At 61.0% G+C, this 18,486-nt stretch carries 15 protein-coding genes and 3 pseudogenes; 9 read left to right on the plus strand and 9 right to left on the minus strand.

Annotated features, from left to right (window positions below; translation table 11 throughout):
- Positions 1-35: 35 nt before the first annotated feature.
- Positions 36-1,046, plus strand: a complete 1,011-nt coding sequence (locus QZ648_RS12635) for a hypothetical protein (protein WP_291997284.1) — start codon at positions 36-38, stop codon at positions 1,044-1,046.
- Positions 1,043-2,809 (plus strand): hypothetical protein, encoded by a 1,767-nt coding sequence (locus QZ648_RS12640; RefSeq protein WP_291997285.1) that lies wholly within the window; start codon positions 1,043-1,045, stop codon positions 2,807-2,809. The genes QZ648_RS12635 and QZ648_RS12640 overlap by 4 nt, the downstream gene beginning before the upstream one ends.
- A 39-nt stretch (positions 2,810-2,848) precedes the next feature.
- Here the strand turns inward: QZ648_RS12640 and QZ648_RS12645 are convergent, their stop codons facing one another.
- The 9 genes from QZ648_RS12645 to kleE form a co-directional block, all read right to left on the minus strand.
- Entirely contained in the window at positions 2,849-4,630 is a 1,782-nt protein-coding gene (locus QZ648_RS12645) for a hypothetical protein (protein ID WP_291997286.1), read from the minus strand.
- Between the two features lie 230 nt (positions 4,631-4,860).
- Positions 4,861-6,066, minus strand: a complete 1,206-nt coding sequence (locus QZ648_RS12650; protein ID WP_291997287.1) for a hypothetical protein — start codon at positions 6,064-6,066, stop codon at positions 4,861-4,863.
- Positions 6,063-6,728: a hypothetical protein gene (locus QZ648_RS12655; RefSeq protein ID WP_291997288.1), complete on the minus strand. Its 666-nt coding sequence runs from the start codon at positions 6,726-6,728 to the stop codon at positions 6,063-6,065. The genes QZ648_RS12650 and QZ648_RS12655 overlap by 4 nt, the downstream gene beginning before the upstream one ends.
- 102 nt (positions 6,729-6,830) lie before the next feature.
- Entirely contained in the window at positions 6,831-7,220 is a 390-nt protein-coding gene (locus tag QZ648_RS12660; protein WP_291997289.1) for a hypothetical protein, read from the minus strand.
- 1,007 nt (positions 7,221-8,227) lie between these two features.
- The gene (trfA, locus tag QZ648_RS12665; protein ID WP_291997290.1) at positions 8,228-9,100 is read right to left on the minus strand and encodes a plasmid replication initiator TrfA; all 873 of its coding nucleotides are present in this window, start codon (positions 9,098-9,100) and stop codon (positions 8,228-8,230) included.
- 85 nt (positions 9,101-9,185) lie between these two features.
- A complete protein-coding gene (locus QZ648_RS12670; RefSeq protein ID WP_291997291.1) occupies positions 9,186-10,271 on the minus strand; it encodes a ParB/RepB/Spo0J family partition protein in 1,086 nt (361 codons plus the stop codon).
- Entirely contained in the window at positions 10,268-11,038 is a 771-nt protein-coding gene (locus QZ648_RS12675; RefSeq protein ID WP_291997292.1) for a ParA family protein, read from the minus strand. The genes QZ648_RS12670 and QZ648_RS12675 overlap by 4 nt, the downstream gene beginning before the upstream one ends.
- Positions 11,035-11,340, minus strand: a complete 306-nt coding sequence (locus QZ648_RS12680; protein ID WP_291997293.1) for a transcriptional regulator KorA — start codon at positions 11,338-11,340, stop codon at positions 11,035-11,037. Before QZ648_RS12680 ends, QZ648_RS12675 begins: the two co-directional genes overlap by 4 nt.
- A 117-nt stretch (positions 11,341-11,457) precedes the next feature.
- Positions 11,458-11,787, minus strand: a complete 330-nt coding sequence (gene kleE, locus QZ648_RS12685; RefSeq protein WP_169068720.1) for a KleE stable inheritance protein — start codon at positions 11,785-11,787, stop codon at positions 11,458-11,460.
- A gap of 384 nt (positions 11,788-12,171) precedes the next feature.
- Here kleE and QZ648_RS12690 point away from each other — a divergent pair, with 384 nt between their 5' ends.
- From QZ648_RS12690 to trbG, 7 genes and pseudogenes are all read left to right on the plus strand, one after another.
- Positions 12,172-12,537, plus strand: a complete 366-nt coding sequence (locus QZ648_RS12690; RefSeq protein WP_291997294.1) for a transcriptional regulator — start codon at positions 12,172-12,174, stop codon at positions 12,535-12,537.
- 255 nt (positions 12,538-12,792) lie between these two features.
- Complete coding sequence (gene trbB / locus QZ648_RS12695; RefSeq protein ID WP_291997295.1) at positions 12,793-13,755, plus strand: P-type conjugative transfer ATPase TrbB; 963 nt, start codon at positions 12,793-12,795, stop codon at positions 13,753-13,755.
- A 12-nt stretch (positions 13,756-13,767) separates the two neighbouring features.
- Positions 13,768-14,157 carry a conjugal transfer system pilin TrbC gene (gene trbC / locus QZ648_RS12700; RefSeq protein WP_291997296.1) on the plus strand — a complete coding sequence of 130 codons (390 nt, stop codon included), beginning with the start codon at positions 13,768-13,770 and terminating at the stop codon, positions 14,155-14,157.
- A gap of 2 nt (positions 14,158-14,159) precedes the next feature.
- Entirely contained in the window at positions 14,160-14,471 is a 312-nt protein-coding gene (locus tag QZ648_RS12705) for a conjugal transfer protein TrbD (protein WP_287461993.1), read from the plus strand.
- Positions 14,468-17,027: pseudogene (locus tag QZ648_RS12710) on the plus strand (VirB4 family type IV secretion/conjugal transfer ATPase). The gene QZ648_RS12705 and the pseudogene QZ648_RS12710 overlap by 4 nt, the downstream one beginning before the upstream one ends.
- Positions 17,024-17,795, plus strand: a pseudogene (locus tag QZ648_RS12715) (conjugal transfer protein TrbF). The pseudogenes QZ648_RS12710 and QZ648_RS12715 overlap by 4 nt, the downstream one beginning before the upstream one ends.
- Before the next feature lie 14 nt (positions 17,796-17,809).
- Positions 17,810-18,486, plus strand: a pseudogene (trbG, locus tag QZ648_RS12720) (P-type conjugative transfer protein TrbG); the annotation flags it as partial.

The following is an 18,486-nucleotide window of genomic DNA, read 5'->3' on the forward strand; positions in this document are numbered from 1 at the left end:
GTCGGGCTGAAAGCTTCACTTGAATGGCGACCCACATGACATCCAACAACCGTCCAGCACGGAATTTCAGTTCGTCTTCGAGAGCCAATCTATGGCTCGCCATCGGTGACGAAACCGGGAGTTTCGAGGACCCGCCTTCTGCCAGCATGCACGGCGTGGGACTGATTCTCGCCCGTCCGGCAACTCTACTCGCCGCGCTCGACGAAAATCTTGACGGTCGGACGATTCGCGGTCGAATGGACGCGCCGGTCGAGGGGCTCAGGAGCTGGTTGCTGTCACAAGGTGCCGAGAAGGCCGACGAGCTCACGAAACATCATGTGCGCGAGGCGTGGCTTTACCTTCGGACCAGAAAGGAAGTAGCGGGGGAGTATTCACTCGATGCCACCCCCAGCGATCCGGTCCTGACCCACCTGCTGGCGGCATTTCGCTGGTTGGCAGGACATCCGGGAATCGTGTCGCTCGGCATTCACGGAAGTGGCAAGGAGGTGATGACCGACTTCTCGACAGGTAGCGATCCGATGGCCACCATTGGCGCGCTCTACGGCAGAATCCTCGCGCTGGTGAGGCCGTTTCTGGGCTCGTCGCCACGAATTCGTGTCCTTCCCGGTTGCCGGACCGAAGAAACCAACACCGCGTCGATCCTGCGTGCCGGACGAGAGCTCTCTGGGCCTTCATCAGGCGGCCGGCTGGCAACCAGCAAGACAGGCGGCAACCGCACTCTCCTGGAAACGATGGAGAGACAATTCTGGGCAACGCTGGCCACAACGGCAGGCCATTGGCCTGTGCCATCGACCGCCGCGGCGCGCCAGATTGCCTTCGCCGGCTCTATGAACAAGACGGAGTTGGTCAGCGCCCTGGAGAGAGAGGACGCGCAGGCGGCCAAACTGCTTAGCGCGGAGGAGAGCCGCTTGAACAATCTCGCCGACCTGGCGTGCAGCTTGATGGCCGCAAGCTGCGATTCTGCGCAGCGTGATCTGCGTATCCGCTTCCCCAATCCGGTCGGTCCCAATGTCCGCTTCTTCTCGGCGCGAGAGGTAATGGCATGAGTCGCTGGCGCTTTCAGCTGGCTCTCGATAGTGGCCTGGCTCTTTTCGCAGGGCAAACCGTCGATCTGGCGTGGCACGCGGAGGGTCCGCGCCCGCAGATCGACGTAGCGTCGACTGCCGGCGACGATCGGCTGACCAATCAGGGCTGCGACGTATTGCTGGACGCTGTGCGGATGCAATCCTTCTCGGTTTCCGGTCGGGGAGGCGAGGTCGCTGCCGTACCGGCGCCGTGGAGCGTCTGGGTCAAGCCGGGAGCGCTGCCTTTGGCGACCGAGCTGTTGTCGGCCGAACTGGCTATCGAGCTCTGGTTGCTGCCAGCGCGGGAGATCAATGACCTCGATGCGGCGAGAAGGGCGCTGGACGCGCGTCGAGGGAATCTGCCCGCAGACGTGCGCGAGGCTCTGGCTTACTGGTTGCTCGGGTCGACGCATCCACTGGGCGGTCGGCCGGACTTGAAGAAGTCGTGGCGCAGCGATACCGACGAGGTATTGGTCCGGCGTTCGCCGGACTGGACGAGCCGGCGTTGCCCACCAGAACCCCTGCTGGCTGCGGCACAGCGTCTGCTTCAGGAGCTCACGCAGCGGCGGTGCGTCGCCGTAACTCTCGCCGACTACGAGAAACTGGTGGCTTCCCTCGGTGACGGGACAGCATCGCTTCCGATCGCTTTTCGTCAAGCCATCTGGTGGGAGGCCGCCTATCAGCTGGCCGCTCGCGGCCTGCATCCCGAAGCCGATGAGGCGACGCGACGTTACCGGCAGGCCTGCGACGATCTGCTGACCCGTCTGCCGGGACTGGCCGAAGCTGATATTCCTGGATTCGGTGTCAGCATTGGACAACGTGCGTATTACGCCGGCGAGTTTCGAATCGCGCTCGATGCCTATCGAAAGGAGTGGCAATCCGGGTCCGAGCAGCACCGTTCGCGCCTGCAGCGCCTGATCGCCAATGTTTTCACTGATCTTGGTGCGCTTGGCGCAGCCGCAAAGCTGGCCGACGCGGCCTTGTACGATCAGGAGGTGGCCGGCGACCCCGAAACCTACAAGACGCTCGGCCGCTGTGGCGAAATCGCCCTTCGTTGCGGTGATCTGGAGCGTGCCGCCGACTTCTATCGGCGATCCCACGAAGCTCAGCAGGTTTTGCTGGGCACTGGCGTGACCGGGCAAACGGCCGTCTATCGGGGGCACGTGGCCTTGCTGGCCGGCGATCTGGACGAGGCTGCCGCCTGGTATGCCGAAGCACATGATTCCGACGCGGCCAAGGATTCCCGGCTCAATGCCTATGCCTTGATGGGCGAGGCGGCGCTGGCCCTTCGCCGCGGTGATCATAGCGCCGCGCTTGCCTGCCTCGATCGACTGGAGAACACCGACAGAGCATCGATCAATGGCGATGCGCTGCCAGTTGCAGTGGTCACGCTTGGCGCGGTCGCCGCCGGCGCCCCACGGGAGAAAGGCCGGCTTGCGCTCGAAGCGCTGCTCAAGAACAACTACATGGCTGAAGCGCTGGCGCTGCTGCCTCTGGTGTACCACCACGTGGGAATGGCGAGCAAGCCGCTCAACCGCATCGCCGATACGCTGCGGCAGTGGGAGAAGGCTCTTCTCGCAATGCCGCAGCTGGTGGGCGAGAGTATGGATGGCGATCCGACCCCCAAGGCCTTGCTCGCCGCGATTGCCGAAGTGAGGAAGCGTGACAGTTGGCAAGCGCTGGCCCCGTTGCGCTCACGAATCTTCCCGACAAATCTGATCGCAGTGGCCAAAGCGGCCAGCTGATCGACGTTTTCGCGCCACCGGCAACGTGGCGAGGGGCTGTCAAAGCGGCATTACGCCGAGACGCGCAGCGCTTGTCGGAAGCTCGTCCGCATCGCTTTCAGTCTTTTCTCTCGCTGCCACTTCCGTCAAGGTTTCGGTAAAGTCAGTGGCCTCGCTCAGTTCAGCGAGGATATACTGGCGCCGCTGCTGAAAGCGTACCAGGAGCCTGCGGCGCTTGCTTTCCCGATCTGCAAAACCAGAAATCGAGGCGGCTTCAAGAAAATAGCGCGCTCGCTCCAGCGCGCTCAAAGCCCGGTCCAGACTCTCCCGCGGCGCTGCATCTTGAAGATGCAGGTAGGCGATGGTGTAGGCCCATGGGCCTGGATCATCGTCGGTGAGCCTGTCTTCGGCATGATCCAGCCAGATTCGGGCACTATTCAAGCACGCCGAATCCCGAGATGCCCAGGCGTAGGCGGCAAGCGCCCGGAGCAAATAGGCGCTGGTCTCGTTGCCATGACCGACGTTTTCCGGGGCCTCGCTGCCAAGTCGCTTCGCGACCTCGGCAGCGAAGTCGGCCGAAACATCCTCTGACACCTGCCCGGCGAGCATTCCCCAGGTGGCCAGATAGAGTTGCCACGCCAGTTCGCGTCCGGTATCGACCGGTGCGCGTTTGCGCTTGGTGGTCATCAAGTCCAGTGCAATGTGCAAGCTGCCGCGGCGCGCTTCCATGCGCGCTGCCCAGTCGAGGCGCTTGAATTCCGCGCTGAAGCTCTCTTTCTGGTCATCCAAATGGCAATCTTCATGACGCTGGATGATCGTCGCGGCACTTTCTGGCAGGTCGAGGTCAATGAAAAGATTCGCCAGTGCGCCAAGGATCTCGGCTCTCTCCTTGACCGGCAAGTCCGGGATTCCGAGGCCAAGCGACAGATACTTGGCCATCTGGACATAATTGCCGACGCGGCGTGCGGCAGCAGCCAAACCCCGGATGGCCTGCGGCGACCGGGAATCGCCAATCCGTTCGGACAATTCCTGCATGGCCGGATGATGGTGTTTCTCCGCAAGCCAAAGGAGCGGTGACCACATCCATTCGCGCGTCAATGGCCAAGCGTGCGGAGATGCCGCGTGTTGATAAGCTGACAGAAATTCTTCGCGCGTGCTTTCGTCGTCGAGCGGTGGCCGGCGCCGATCGCCGTGCGCGTTGTCCCAGCTCAGCCTGTTCCATTGGGCGCACGGCGTCGGGTCGATGTCACATTCGCCCCAGATCGTGAGCGTACGAGAATTGGGCATGGCGCTGAGTGCGCGCTCCGCTCGCCCCAGCCAGGAGATGCTTTCCTCGGAAGCTCGGCCCGCAAGAAAATCTTCAAGCAAGCACGCCATCTCCGGTGCCGAGAGGTCGGACGTCGCCGCGATGACGCTGCGGCACCCCTGTTCCAGCAGCCGCCGAGCCAGCTTGTCCATGGCGCCTTCGACGTTGCAGGCGAGCAGCCAGATACGCTCCGGCATCGGGTAGGCAACAGGCAGATCGAACACGCGCCCATCGCGATCGACCAGTCCATTGGCGCGGCCATGGGCCATGATCAGCAACTCGCTGGCAGCACTCATCTGTTCCTTGAGAAAGGCGAGTCGGCAGCTGCGCAGCTGTCCTGACCGAAGCCATGGCTGCAGCCGATCCACGAAGGAAAACTCCGCCGGTGGGAACAGATCGAGAAAGCGGATCGTGTTACCGACGTTGCGTCGCGCGAGGCCCCAGACGGCATTCCGCACAACCAGTGCCTGTGACGATAGCGGTCGTCCTGACAGCTGCAGTGTTTCCCAGCGCAGGTTCAGCCAGGGCGCTGGCAAGCTTGGTTCAAGCAGCAGCAGGCAACGAGAACGAGGAGCCGGTGAGCGTAGGGTTGGCGCCAATTCTGGAAGGAATTCCTCTACAGCCTTGGCGCCGGCAGCTATTTCCGGAAGCGGAATGGTCTGGTGGCACTCTCGGCTGAGGAGGTGCAATACTGCATTGTCCGTGGAGTGGACTTCCTGCCACAAGGCGACGAATGGCCGCGCAGTCTCCAGCGCAGAGCTGGCGACTATTCCGATTCCTTTAGCGGCAGTTCCAGCCGCCTGCCGCCTGCCGTAAACAGCACAAGTGTAGTGCTGCCGCTGTCCCAGGCGATGGTATCCACCGCGCCGGCCGGAAGGTCAACCCGCTCTTCGACTTGAGACCCCTTGCGTACTTCGACGACGAGCAGTTCCGTTCCGACGGCAGTCACTTCCATCCGTCCATCGCCTTCAGCGGTCACTTCGTCAATCCGTAGTCGTGCGACGTCGGGCCACGAGAGATCGGGAAAATCAGCAAGGTCGTCGCCGCTCATTGCCATCGCGACCCTTGGCTCCGGGAGAAGAATCTCCGCAGCTTTGCCGGCCGCAGCAATCAGGCGATTCATCAGCGTTCCCACTTGGCCGACGGGGACGCCGGCCAAAGCCCGCAACGCCAGGCGAGCCGGTTCGCGAACCGCTTCTGCGGCTTCGAAGTAGAGTTGCTGGTAGCGATTCCTGGCATCGTGTTCATCGCCCAGGGGGCTGCCGGTGCTTACGCGCAAGCCTGCGGAAGTAGTTCGCGATGCCACTCGCCCAGGCCAGCAGGGGACATCAGCCGGTGGTTCTACCGCCACGAAGTCGGCTGCCAGCGAACGCACCGCCTGCAAACGCGCTGACGACAGTTGCCCGACAACGCGCGCCGCCATAGGCAGGTAGAGACGTACCGGGTTCCATAGCTGCACCATCGCCGCTTCCGGGTCGAAGTGTGCGTCTTGTTCCTGGAGCACGAAATCCCACCAGCCAGCATATTCGGTTTCGGCAGACACCAGCCAGCCGTGCCAGACGGCCGGTGCTTCAGCTGGTGCATCGAGGAGGACAAACAGAGGAACCAGCATGATGGCGTCAAGCTGCCCCGGTCGTGGCGTGACGATCTTTTCGGCCGATACGATCTGACCAGGCGCCGGGAGGGGCGTGGAGGACAACGATAGTGCGGCAACACGACGCTGGATCAGATCCCTGATCGCTTCCGGGACGCTTGGCTTGGAATGGAGCACTTCTGGCGACGGTTGTGCTGAGGCTTGATCATCCTGGATGTCGGCGTGGTACTCACTCCATTCCATTGAGCGGCGCACGGCTTCGGCTATACCAGGCGAAGTCTCGCCGCGCTTGGTCGCATCGATCAGGCCTTCAGAAACGCCGAAGAGGTGGCGCTCGACAAGCTCGATGGGAGGGGAGAGGGGGAGTCGGTCTTTCATTCGGCAGCCTCCTGCTGTTCTGCCCATGTCAACGCTTCAAAGCAGAGGATCTTCAAAGCCCCGAGGATCAGGAGACTGTTTTCCGGGTGGAGTTCGATGCCGAGCGAGCCGGTGATCCAGCGACCGAGCAGCGTTTCGGCAAAGCCAGCGACATCGCCGCCGCGCCAGTTGAAGCCTAGTTTCTCTGCCTTGTAGGCTTGTGACTTGATGCCCTTGCGTTTGGCCAGGTGCACGAGGGGTTCCGAAAGCGCGGCATCGGGGCAGTTGGAAAATGCTACAAAGATGGGCACCCATTCCTCGCTGGCAACGAGCCACGCTCTGGCCGAAGCAGCGACTTCAATTGGCGGAAAGCCTGCTTCCGCCAATGCGTTCAAAGGATCCGTGCCGGTAGTTTCGGCCTCGGGTGCTTCATCAAGGGACGGGGGAGACTCGCCTTCCGCGTCGTGTTTGTCGCCAATTTCCCTCTTTTCTCTCGATTGCTTGCTGCGAAGAAGGTCACGCAAATAGCGCTGATAGTAGACTCGCAGCGCGCCGACGTGATCGCATCGGCTCGTGAGGTCGAGACGCAAGACCTTGTCCTCAAAGAACTCCTGGATGTAGACATTGCGGTCCTCTGGCAAGCCCGCCAACTCACGCGGCTTGTAGTTCATCAGCACGGCCATGGCGATTTCGTATAGTCGCGTCCAGCCGGCCGTATCAAGATCACGCCGGCGACACCACAGAGCACACAGTTCGCCATCAAGTGGGTGGTTATCGCTCATGGTTCAGTAACGCGACTTGAGCCACGCCAGGAGTTCGATACGCGCGGTTTGTGGCATGACGCCAATTTTTCCGCGCAGCCGCTGGCCCGGCACCACTTCGTAACGGCAGCATGCAAAACTGCGGCGACCGTTGGTTGGGCGAGACCACATGATTCGCTGTTCGTCGAGTGCGAAGAAATCGGGCAACTCGGTGCTGTCTTTGGTCGTACACGGAAGGACGACGAAGCGGGGACCATCGTTCCGGATTGCCACCACCGGCCGGTGAGCGTTTGGCTCTCGACGGTCGCTACCGAACATGAGAGCAGCCTGGTCGCAGACATGAACAAAGCCGTCTGCCTTGCCGGCCTCGATGACGGAATCCGGCAAGACGTCGGCTTGACGAGCTCGAAACATGGTGTCCCCCCCGGGCATGGCATGTCCTACTGTAGGTCGACAGCATACACCCGGAGCAGCTGCCCGTCGGCTTTCGAGACCTTCCAGCCAGCAGCAGTGGTACTGGAGGCAGTCGAGCTTGCTGGGGCTGGGCGACTATCCTGTCCAGCCGATAAGGCGAAGATCAGGGCAAGTTGGCGAGCGACGGCTCCACCGTTGATAGCTGACCTTCACAACGCCGAATAGCGAAGAGCTCTTATGGATTCGCTGAAGACCATCGTGAACTTTTGCTACGGATTTCCCGATAGTGGCGAAGGAGGTCTTCTCCTTATGCCTACCCTACTGCTTGTTCAGTAATGGTTTGTGTTTCCGAGAGGCCTGGCGTGAGCAAGCTAGCATCGGGTCGGTCGGGTCTTTTCTTTGGAGTTCAAACTTGAACGTATTGGGTATGCAAACGTTTTCAAGGATGGATGGGAGTTTTGGGGAAGTAGAAGAGAGGCCGTAGGGGTAGATAAGAGAGTCTTTGTTTGGTTATAAAAGGTTAAAAAATGGTTAACGGCCCAGAAATAGGCCGAAAAACCATTACAAAACAAGTTGGTAAGAAAATAGCCTCTGCGTCATCTGTCACGGTTTCATGCTTCATCTGTCACGATCTCATGCTTCATCTGTCACACCTTGCGCAGCGAAGTGGCCAATTTCATGCGTCATCTGTCACGAGACATGCGTCATCTGTCACGGTTGGCGGCGGTTTGGTGGATCTGGAGCGATGTGCCGTGAAGGTTATCCACAAGGAGGGTTGGCAAACGGGGTTTTGACGCCCAAAACCGTGACAGATGAAGCATGGTCAACGAGTTTGCCCTGCGTCATCTGTCACGCCGCATGCGTCATCTGTCACGATTCTGTGGATAAGTGTGCTCCGTAGGCATTTGAAGAGGGCTCGGAGACAAGTGCTGGTCAAGCCGTGACAAATGAAGCATGGAGAGGAACAGCGCGCGCGTGCGCCGTGGTGGTGTGCGTTGGCGGTGCCGTCATTCGTTCACGACGTAGATGCTGTCGTCGGTATGTAGCTGCACGCACTTGGCAATTCCGCTGGCCTCTATCTCCGCGCAGGCTTCGCGTGCTGTGCGGCGCCACCCGTAGACGGTCTTGCTCGTTGATCCACACATTTCGCGGAATCTTTCGAGTTTCAGCGGGAAGGGTTGCTTATGGCTCTCGATGTAGTCTGCCAGTCGGCGGGCGACGGGCGACAGGGAGCGGTAGGTTTCCCAGGAATGATTGGTGAAGGTGTTGCCGGCGAAGAGCACGATCAGGTTGGGGTCAACCCAGACGCGGTATTGCGTGAGCTTGCCTTCAGCGTCGTTGATGGCGCTGTACTTGTCGATCAGCGAGATGGCGCCGCTCTTGCCATAGGCCTTATCGTTCAGGACCAGCACTTCGTTGGCCTTGAGGCGAGAAATGGATTCGCGGACTTTGTCGTAGTAGCGCCCATTCTTGGCCCAACCGAGGTCGCGCACCAGATCCTTGACGGAGAACTCGAAGGGCTCGCCCAAGGGCACGTGCTTGGCGTAGTGCATGATTTGCAGCCAGACCAGTTCGTCGTCCTCGGCCCTCAGCTCGATGCCGGTATAGACAAGCGAAATGCCCTGCCCTTCGTGCAGGTGGAACAGCTTTTCGTGTTGCAGAACCCGCCGGGCTTCCCTCTTGTTGCGGGCCGTGAACAGCGAGGAGCGGGCATAGTCGTTCGGGATGAAGCGCTGGCTGTCGTTCAGATCGGGAAGCAGCAAGTCCAGTTGGAACGGCTGGTGTGGGTCAATGCCCCGCTTGTCCAGGTAAGCGTCGCGACGAAGCTTGTCGAACTTCCCGGAAATCTGGTCTGTCGGTACTTTTTCGCCGGTTGCCATGTTTTTCCTACTCCCTCTTTCTTCCGTTGACCTTGCGGCTCGACAGCTGTCAAGCCGCAAGGCTGCTGGGGTATCCGAACCCTGCTTACCCTTCCACGAGTGCTACGAGCTGCACCTGCGAAAGATCGGCCATGAACTCCTGTCCGTCATCCTCGTATTTCAACAAGGCGTAGCCTGCGGCCGGTGGCCGGCGATTCAGGAGCAGGCGGGCGGGCCGATCGTCGTGCCTGACTTGCACGATGGTTTTCTTCAGCTTGTCCAGGTTGGCTTCCTTCGGAGCTTTATCGTGCTTGTCAGCGGACGCTTCCGGAGCTTGCTCGCCAACGGCGTTTTCATGGTCGCTGGCTTGGGTGTTGCTCTGGGCGACGGGAGACTCATCGATCGGGTCGTCGTCGGCGGCAGGGGCGACGTACTCGTGTTTGCGTTTGTCCTCCAGGAACTCGCGCAGTAGCTTGACCGATCCGCGGGCAATTTCCTGGCTGTCGTCGGCCAGCCACACGCTAACCTCCTGGGGGCGCTTCTTGTGCGCCGTCACCAGTTCGTTGATCACCGTGACGTCACGGCACCGGCCGGAGTTGAACGCGGCGGCAATGGGATCCGGGAGGTCCAGCAAGGTGACGTGCTGCGAGACGAAGGAAGCGGATTTGCCAAGCTCCTTGGCTATTTCGCCCTTCTGCTTGCCCTTGGCCAGTTCGCGGCCGATGAAGTCGGCAATCTCGCGGGGGGTAAGGTCGTTGCGTTGCAGGTTCTCGATGACCTGGTCGGCCTCGTTGTAGTCATTGTCGATGAACGCGGGAATGCTGCTCTTACCAGCCAGTTTTGACGCGCGGGCGCGCCGCGCGCCGTGGTTGATGATGAAAAAGCCGGGTGCCTCGGGATTCTCACGCACGGAAATCGGGGTCTTGACGCCGCGCAAACGGATCGTGTCGGCGAGTTCTGTCAGGCTTTCCGAAGAGAAGCCCGGGTTGTCCTTGGTTCTCGGTTGGTGGGGATCCTCGGAAATCAGATCGAGCGGCAACTCCATTGGCCCGGAGGCTTTCCCGCTGGCTTCCGGCTGGTTCAGGAGGGCCGAAAGATCGCCGATGTTATCGAGGCCCAGTCCGAACGCCGGTGGCTGCGCCTCGGGCTGTTTCTTGGCCTTCTTGACGGTGTTGGTGGCGGCGGTGGTCATTGTGCAATCTCCATCTTCTCGAAAACATGAGCGGCCAATGCGCGGACTTCCTGCGCGGCCTTGCGAGCGGCGGTCTTCCTGATCTTCCAGACCGGCACGCCTGAAGCCAGGGCATCGGCGATACTGCTGCGCAGGCCGATTCCGGCCGGGATCATCAGTTGTGGATAGGCGTTCGCCAGCTCCTGCAGGTGGCGACCGTGGCGCGGGTTGCGGCCATCGATCTTGCTGGGCACCATGCCAAGGAATTTCAGGCCGGGATTCGCCTTGCGGACGTTGGCAATGGCCATGACCATCTTCTTGATCCCCTGGATGCTGTACGCCTCCAGCTCGATCGGCGAAAGCACATAGTCGGCCGCGTAAAGCGCCGCGGCCATGCTGACGCCAAGGGAAGGAGCGGTGTCGATCAGGCATACGTCGAACCCGCATTTGGCCAGAGCCTTGACGTTGTGCGTGAAGCTCGACGCCACGTCGGCCATCGTCCGCTTCTCCATGTCGGCCAGTGGCGCGTCGGAAGCGATCAGGCGTACCAGTGGGCCTTCGGGTAAATCCTTGAAGCAGGCGCGTACCGCGTCGCCTTTCGTCGAGAACATCTGGCTTGCCAGGTAGCCGCTCTGGAATTCCTGCAGCGTATAAGAGGCATTGGCCTGGGTGTCCAGGTCGATCACGGCAACTCTCAAGCCGCGTTCGAGGAAGTCAAACGCAAGGTGAACGACGGTCGAAGTCTTGCCGACGCCGCCCTTCTGGTTTGCCGTGACGAGTGTTTTCATTTAGTGGGCTCCCGTTTCCTTGTGGCGTCCTCGGCCCACTTTTTCACAATGAAAGCCTGGTGTTCCGGCAATACTGCCGATACCCGCTCGTACCCCGGCGGTAGATTCTTTGCCTGGTGTGCCGACCAGACCCGGTCTACCGCTTGCGATACCGCGCCCCTGGAGAGTCCCAATTGCGCGACAAAGTCCGCTTGTGGCTTGCCGTCGATCAGCACGCTGCGGGCGATCTCCAGTGTCTGTTCCCCTACTTTCAGCCCCTTGACGGCCTCGTGGAACTGGCCTTCGGTCAGCCGTTTTTTCATGGATTGCACCCATTTCTTGCTCCGCGCCAGGATTGATCAAAAAGCGGTGACAGCCGCCATTCGTGAGTTGCCGGTCAGCCGAACGACTGTCGTTCGGGAGGGCCAATTTTTTAGCCGCTAAAATTTGTTGCCTTTCGGCTTGTACAGAGAAACAAAGCAGGTAAGCGAGGTCAGCACTGCGAAATGGAGGGTAAACGTCCAAACGTCATGAACGTCCGCCCTGCCCCATTGGTATATCATGCGAAACAACTGAAAAAATACGTCGATCGACAGAACCCACTTCAATACCGGCCACACGAGGACAATGGCAACCCAGATGCCTTCGACCAGGCCGGAAAAGATGGCTTTTCCGCGGATCCCTTCAAGGTACTTGGGAGCGATCCACGGCCGAGCCGCACGGGGGACGGGAGAATCGAGACTCCGGGGGAACTTGATGATGCTCGCCATTGATTGACCCTCCATGCGGTCGCATGTCTAATGCCGCTTGCAGGCCCGCGCCTGGGCCCTGGTGTGACAGCACTGGGGTCAAGCGCCCCGGTTTGTCCGGGGCGCTTCACCTTGCCCGTCCGTTCGCCGACTGGCCTCTTCGACCGATCTCATCGCTCAGAACCCGATTCGGGCTGCGCGTGGGCTTTCCTTGCATGACACCCCCACCTTGTCGCTTGCTACCCGGCGGTTCGCCAGCTGTGCCGCCCGCTCAGTTGGGAGTTATAGGTCACAAACACAGTCCCCCATAGAGCGCTGGATAGCAATTTAGCTAAACTCCATTCCTGCGTCAAGAACTTTAGCGGCTAAAATTTTCAGGCCGCGCCACCGGACGGTGATGACCACGTGTACAGCCACATCTTTTTTACCAACATCCTTCGCCTGCTTGAGGAACGAGGCATGACGAAGCACGAACTGGCCGACAAGGCGCACATCTCCATCTCGTTTCTCTCAGATCTGACCAACGGCAAGGCAAATCCCTCGTTGAAGATCATGGAGGCGATCGCCGACGCGCTTGACACCCCGCTGCCAACACTCCTCGAATGGACCGACCTTGACCGGGACAGTCTGGACGCTCTGGCCGGTGGGCATGCTCCCCGCAGCCTTCCAGAAGGCGTCGGACGGGTGACGGCGGTGTTGCCAGATCACCAAATCTTCATCGTCAAGAAGTGGGATGAAGCGACAAGAAAGAAGCTGCGCAACCCCTCGTAACGCTAGGGCAGGGTTTTAGCCGCTAAAATTCTCTGCCCCTCCGACTGGCGCGCCCTGCGCCCTGTAAAAGCCCGATCCTGGATTGTCAGATCCACGTATGACAAGCACCAAAGCTTGTTAAAGCGGGACACCCGTTAGCACAAACTCCAACGCACGTCCACTATAGCCATCGGCTTGCATCAATTTCTAGTTCGTTATATCGTTTGTCGGACTGGGTGTTTTCGACATTCCAGCAAACCGGACAGAGATCGACAGATGGCAGAAAGCGAAGCGCTCGTTTCCACCCTCAAGGAACGGGCGAAGAAAAAGTTGGAGCGCGACCTGGGGCCGCTCCTCATGGATGCCTTGGCAGATCCCAAGACGGTCGAGATCATGCTCAACGCAGACGGCAAGCTGTGGCAGGAGCGACTGGGCGAAAGGATGTGTTGCATCGGCTCCATTCCGTTTGCACGGGCCGAAGCAATCATCAAGACGGTTGCCGGCTATCACGGCAAGGAAGTCACCCGGCACAAGCCAATTCTCGAAGGCGAGTTGCCGCTCGATGGGTCGCGCTTCGCCGGGCAGCTTCCGCCAGTAGTTCCTGCGCCGACGTTCGCCATTCGCAAGCAGGCCGTCGCCATCTTCACGCTCGAACAGTACGTCGCAGCCGGGATCATGACCGCCGCACAGCAGGCGGTGCTGACCTCCGCCATAAGGGCACACCGGAACATCCTGGTGATCGGCGGCACGGGCTCCGGCAAGACCACCCTGGTCAACGCCATCATCAATGCCATGGTCGAGCTTGATCCGAGCGAACGCGTTTTCATCATCGAGGACACCGGGGAAATCCAGTGTGCCGCTGAAAACTTCGTGCAGTACCACACCTCGCTCGAAGTGACGATGACCATGCTCTTGAAGACCACGCTGCGCATGCGACCCGACCGGATCCTGGTCGGCGAAGTGCGCGGTCCCGAGGCTCTCGACTTGTTGATGGCCTGGAATACCGGCCACGAGGGCGGTGCCGCAACGCTGCACGCCAATAACGCCAAGGCCGGACTTGATCGCCTTGCGATGCTCATCAGCATGCATCCGGATTCACCCAAACCGATTGAGCCACTGATAGGGGAGGCGGTTCACGTCGTCGTCCATATCGCCAGAACTCCCGAAGGCCGCTGCGTCCAGGAAATCATCGAGGTTTCCGGGTACGAAGACGGCCGCTACATCACTCGCCCTTTGTAAAGGACCAAACCCATGCAAGCACCCGTCATGCCTTTCCAACTCAAGAACTCGACTGTCGTCTCTCTCGGGCTGCTCCTGTTGCTGGCGTTCTTCCTGTTGACCCCGCAAGAAGCTTTCGCCTCGGTGGGCACTGGCGGTTCGCTGCCCTATGAAAGCTGGCTGACCAATCTGCGCAACTCGGTGACCGGACCGGTCGCCTTCGCGCTGTCGATCATCGGGATCGTCGTTGCCGGCGGTGTGCTGATTTTCGGCGGCGATCTCAACGGCTTCTTCCGCACCTTGATCTTCATTGTTCTGGTGATGGCCCTGCTGGTTGGCGCGCAAAACGTGATGGGCACCTTCTTCGGCCGTGGCGCGGTAATCGCCGGCTCGACCTCGACCGATTCCGGAAGGCCGGCCTGAGCATGGCTCTTCGCTCGGTTCCCATTCGGCGCGCCGGCAACCGGGACAACCTGTTCATGGGAGGGGACCGTGAGCTGGTCATGTTCGCCGGCCTGCTGGCCTTTGCGTTGATTTTCAGTGCGCAGGAAGTCAGGGCGACGCTCGTCGGCCTGGTGTTGTGGATCGCGGCGCTCTATGCCTTCCGATTGATGGCGAAGGCCGATCCGAAGATGCGTTTCGTGTACATGCGGCACCGTCGCTACAAGCCGTACTACCCGGCGCGCAGCACGCCCTTCCGGGAAAACACGACCAGCCAAGGGAAGCAATACCAATGATCGAAGGACTTGCATTCGCGATTGCCGCCTCGGGAGCCGTTCTTCTGCTCGCGCTCTACCGCCGTATCCGCGCGGTCGATGAAGACTTGAAACTGAAGAAGCATCGCTCCAGGGATGCCGGCCTGGCCGATTTGCTCAACTATGCCGCGATGGTGGACGACGGGGTGATCGTGGGCAAGAACGGTTCTTTCATGGCCGCATGGATCTACAAGGGAAGCGACAACGCCAGCAGCACCGACGAGCAGCGCGAGATCGTCTCGTTCCGCATCAACCAGGCACTCTCCGGGCTGGGTAATGGCTGGATGCTGCACGTCGACGCGGTGCGCCGGCCGGCAGCAAACTACTCGAGCCGAGATATCTCGCACTTCCCGGACGGGTTATCGGCGGCTATCGACGAGGAACGGCGTCGGCTGTTCGAAGGCCTGGGCACCATGTACGAAGGCTACTTCGTGCTGACGTTGACCTACTTCCCGCCGCTGCTCGCGCAACGCAAGTTCGTTGAATTGATGTTCGACGACGACACCCAGGCGCCCGATCAGAAGGCCAGCACGAGAGGCTTGATCGAGTTCTTCAAGCGCGAGTGCGCCACCATCGAGTCGCGATTGTCGTCGGCGCTGATTCTCCAACGCTTGCGCGGCCACAAGGTGGTCAACGAGGATGGTTCGCAGGTTACGCACGACGACTTCCTGCGCTGGCTGCAGTTCTGCGTCACCGGCATCAATCACCCGCTGCAGTTGCCGACCAATCCGATGTACCTGGACGCGCTCATTGGCGGGCAGGAAATGTGGACCGGCGTGGTGCCCAAGGTCGGCCGCCAGTTCATCCAGACGGTCGCCATCGAAGGCTTCCCCCTGGAGTCCACACCGGGCATCCTGACCGCTCTCGGCGAGCTGCCTTGCGAATACCGTTGGTCGTCGCGTTTCATCTTCATGGATACGCACGAGGCGGTGCGGCACCTCGACAAGTTCCGCAAGAAGTGGCGGCAGAAGATTCGCGGCTTCTTCGACCAGGTGTTCAACACCAACACCGGGTCCATCGATCAGGACGCGATCTCGATGGTCGCCGATGCCGAAGCGGCCATCGCCGAAGTCAATAGCGGCCTGGTCGCCCAGGGCTATTACACCAGCGTCGTCGTGCTCATGGACGAGGATCGAACCCGTCTTGAAGCGTCTGCACGCCAGGTAGAAAAGGCCATCAACCGTCTCGGCTTCGCAGCCCGTATCGAGACCATCAACACCATGGACGCCTACCTCGGCAGCTTGCCCGGGCACGGCGTCGAGAACGTTCGCCGGCCACTCATCAACACCATGAACCTGGCCGACCTGCTGCCGACGAGCACGATCTGGACCGGTAGTGACGGCGCCCCGTGCCCGATGTACCCGCCCCTGGCGCCGGCCTTGATGCACTGCGTAACGCACGGCGCGACGCCGTTTCGGCTGAACCTGCACGTGCGCGACGTCGGCCATACCTTCATGTTCGGCCCGACCGGCGCCGGAAAATCGACACACCTGGGCATCATCGCCGCACAGCTGCGCCGCTACGCCGGGATGTCGATCTTCGCCTTCGACAAGGGCATGTCGATGTACCCGCTCGCCGCTGCGATCCGCGCCCAGACCGGGGGCAGCAGCGGCAAGCATTTCACGGTGGCCGCCGATGATGAGCGCCTGGCCTTCTGCCCCTTGCAGTTCCTCGAAACCAAGGGGGACCGGGCCTGGGCGATGGAGTGGATCGACACCATCCTGGCGCTGAACGGACTCGATACATCGGCCGCGCAGCGCAACGAAATCGGCAATGCGATCCTCAGTCTGCATTCCAGTGGTGGCCGCACCCTGTCCGAATTCTCGGTCACCATCCAGGACGAGGCGATCCGCGAGGCCATCCGGCAGTACACGGTCGATGGCGCGATGGGACACCTGCTCGACGCCGAGGAAGACGGCTTGTCGCTCTCCGACTTCACGGTCTTCGAGATCGAGGAATTGATGAACCTGGGCGAGAAGTACGCGCTGCCGGTGCTGCTGTATCTGTTCCGGCGAATCGAGCGCGCCCTGCATGGCCAGCCGGCGGTGATCATCCTCGACGAGGCCTGGCTGATGCTCGGACACCCGGCCTTCCGCGCCAAGATCAGGGAATGGCTCAAGGTCTTGCGCAAGGCGAACTGCCTGGTTTTGATGGCGACGCAGAGCCTCTCCGACGCGGTCAACTCGGGGAGTCCTGGACGTGATCGTCGAATCAACGGCGACCAAGGTTTTCCTGCCCAACATCTACGCGCGCGACGAGGACACGGCGGCGCTGTATCGCCGCATGGGCCTCAATGCCCGGCAAATCGAGATCCTGGCGACTGCCATTCCGAAACGCCAGTACTACTACGTTTCGGAAAGCGGCCGCCGTCTCTACGACCTCGCCCTGGGGCCGTTGGCCCTGGCCTTCGTCGGTGCTGCCGACAAGGAATCAGTGGCCACCATCAAGCACCTGGAAGCCAAGTTTGGCCATGGCTGGGTGAATGAGTGGCTGCAGGGCAGGGGATTGAACCTTAGCGAATATGGAGTCGCCGCATGAGCTTTGCTGATCAACTCAAGGGCTGGCCGTTCAAGCGAGCCACTCCCGACGCCGATCCCCGGCGTTCCCATGAACCGATGATCGGGGGCGCCGCAGCGGCGAGAAGCGAGAACCCCTACCTGGCGGCTCGCCGCACCTGGAACGAACACGTCGGCAGCGTCGTTTCTGCGCGCCAGACCTGGCAGCTGCTCAGCATCCTGTCGTTGTTGATCGCGCTGGCCGGCGTCGGCGGGATCATCCACATTGGCAGCCAGGCGAAGTTCGTGCCGTACGTCGTCCAGGTGGACAAGCTCGGGCAGGCGCTCGCCGTCGCACCCGCCGAACGGGCGGCGCCTGCCGATGTGCGGGTGATCGAGCGTCGGTAGCCTCGTTCATCAGCGACGCGCGTGTGGTCACGCCGGACGTGGCCCTGCAGCGCAAGGCCGTGTTCCGCGCGTACTCGATGCTCGCCCGCACGACCCGGCCACGGCCAGGATGAATGAATGGCTGAACGGCAGCGAGGAAGCCAGCCCGTTCAAGCGGGCGGCAAAGGAGACGGTCAGCATCGAGATCGCCTCGGTGCTCGCGCAGACGCCTGAAACCTGGCAAGTCGATTGGCTGGAAACGACCCGCGATCGGCAGGGGATCGTCAAGGGTCAGCCTTTCCGCATGCGCTCCCTGGTGACGATCTATGTCGTCGAACCGACCCCCGAGACCAGCGAAGAACAGGTACGCAACAACCCGCTGGGAATCTATGTCCGCGATTTCTCCTGGTCGAAACAGCTTTGAAAGGGGCACCCCCAATGAAGAAACTTCTCTACGCAATGATCCTGGGCGCCGTGCCCGCAGTCGCCATGGCGGCCTCTGGCGATAACCTCGCCGACCTCTATTTCTCGGGCAGAACCCGACCCTGACCAAGCAGGAGAAAGTGGCGATTGCCATCGCCGAGAAATGGAAGGCCTCCGGGGGAACGGGCACGGCCCCGGTGGCCGGCCCGAACGGCTCGATCAGGTTCCTCTACGGCGCCCAGCAACCGAGCATTGTTTGCGCCGTGCTGCATGGTGTGCGACGTGGCCTTGCAGCCCGGCGAACAGGTCAACTCGATCAATCTCGGCGATACGGCCGCTGGACGGTTGAACCGGCGATCACCGGCAGTGGTGGCGGCGAGGTTCAACACCTGATCATCAAACCGCTGGATGTCGGACTGGAAACGTCCCTGGTCGTGACCACCAACCGGCGCACCTATCACCTGCGGCTGCGCTCGCATCGCACGCGCTACATGCCGCAAGTCTCCTTCACCTATCCCGAAGACGCCATGGCCAAGTGGAAGCGATCAAGAGCCGTGAGGTGAGGAACACCGCGACAGAAACCCTGCGGAACCGCGAATACCTGGGCAACCTGAGCTTCGACTACGAGGTCTCGGGCAGCGCGGCCTGGAAGCCGTTACGCGTCTACAACGACGGCAGCAAGACGATCATCC

Origin of the sequence: Candidatus Accumulibacter sp. ACC012, assembly GCF_907163155.1 — a bacterium.
GTDB classification, from domain to species: domain Bacteria; phylum Pseudomonadota; class Gammaproteobacteria; order Burkholderiales; family Rhodocyclaceae; genus Accumulibacter; species Accumulibacter delftensis.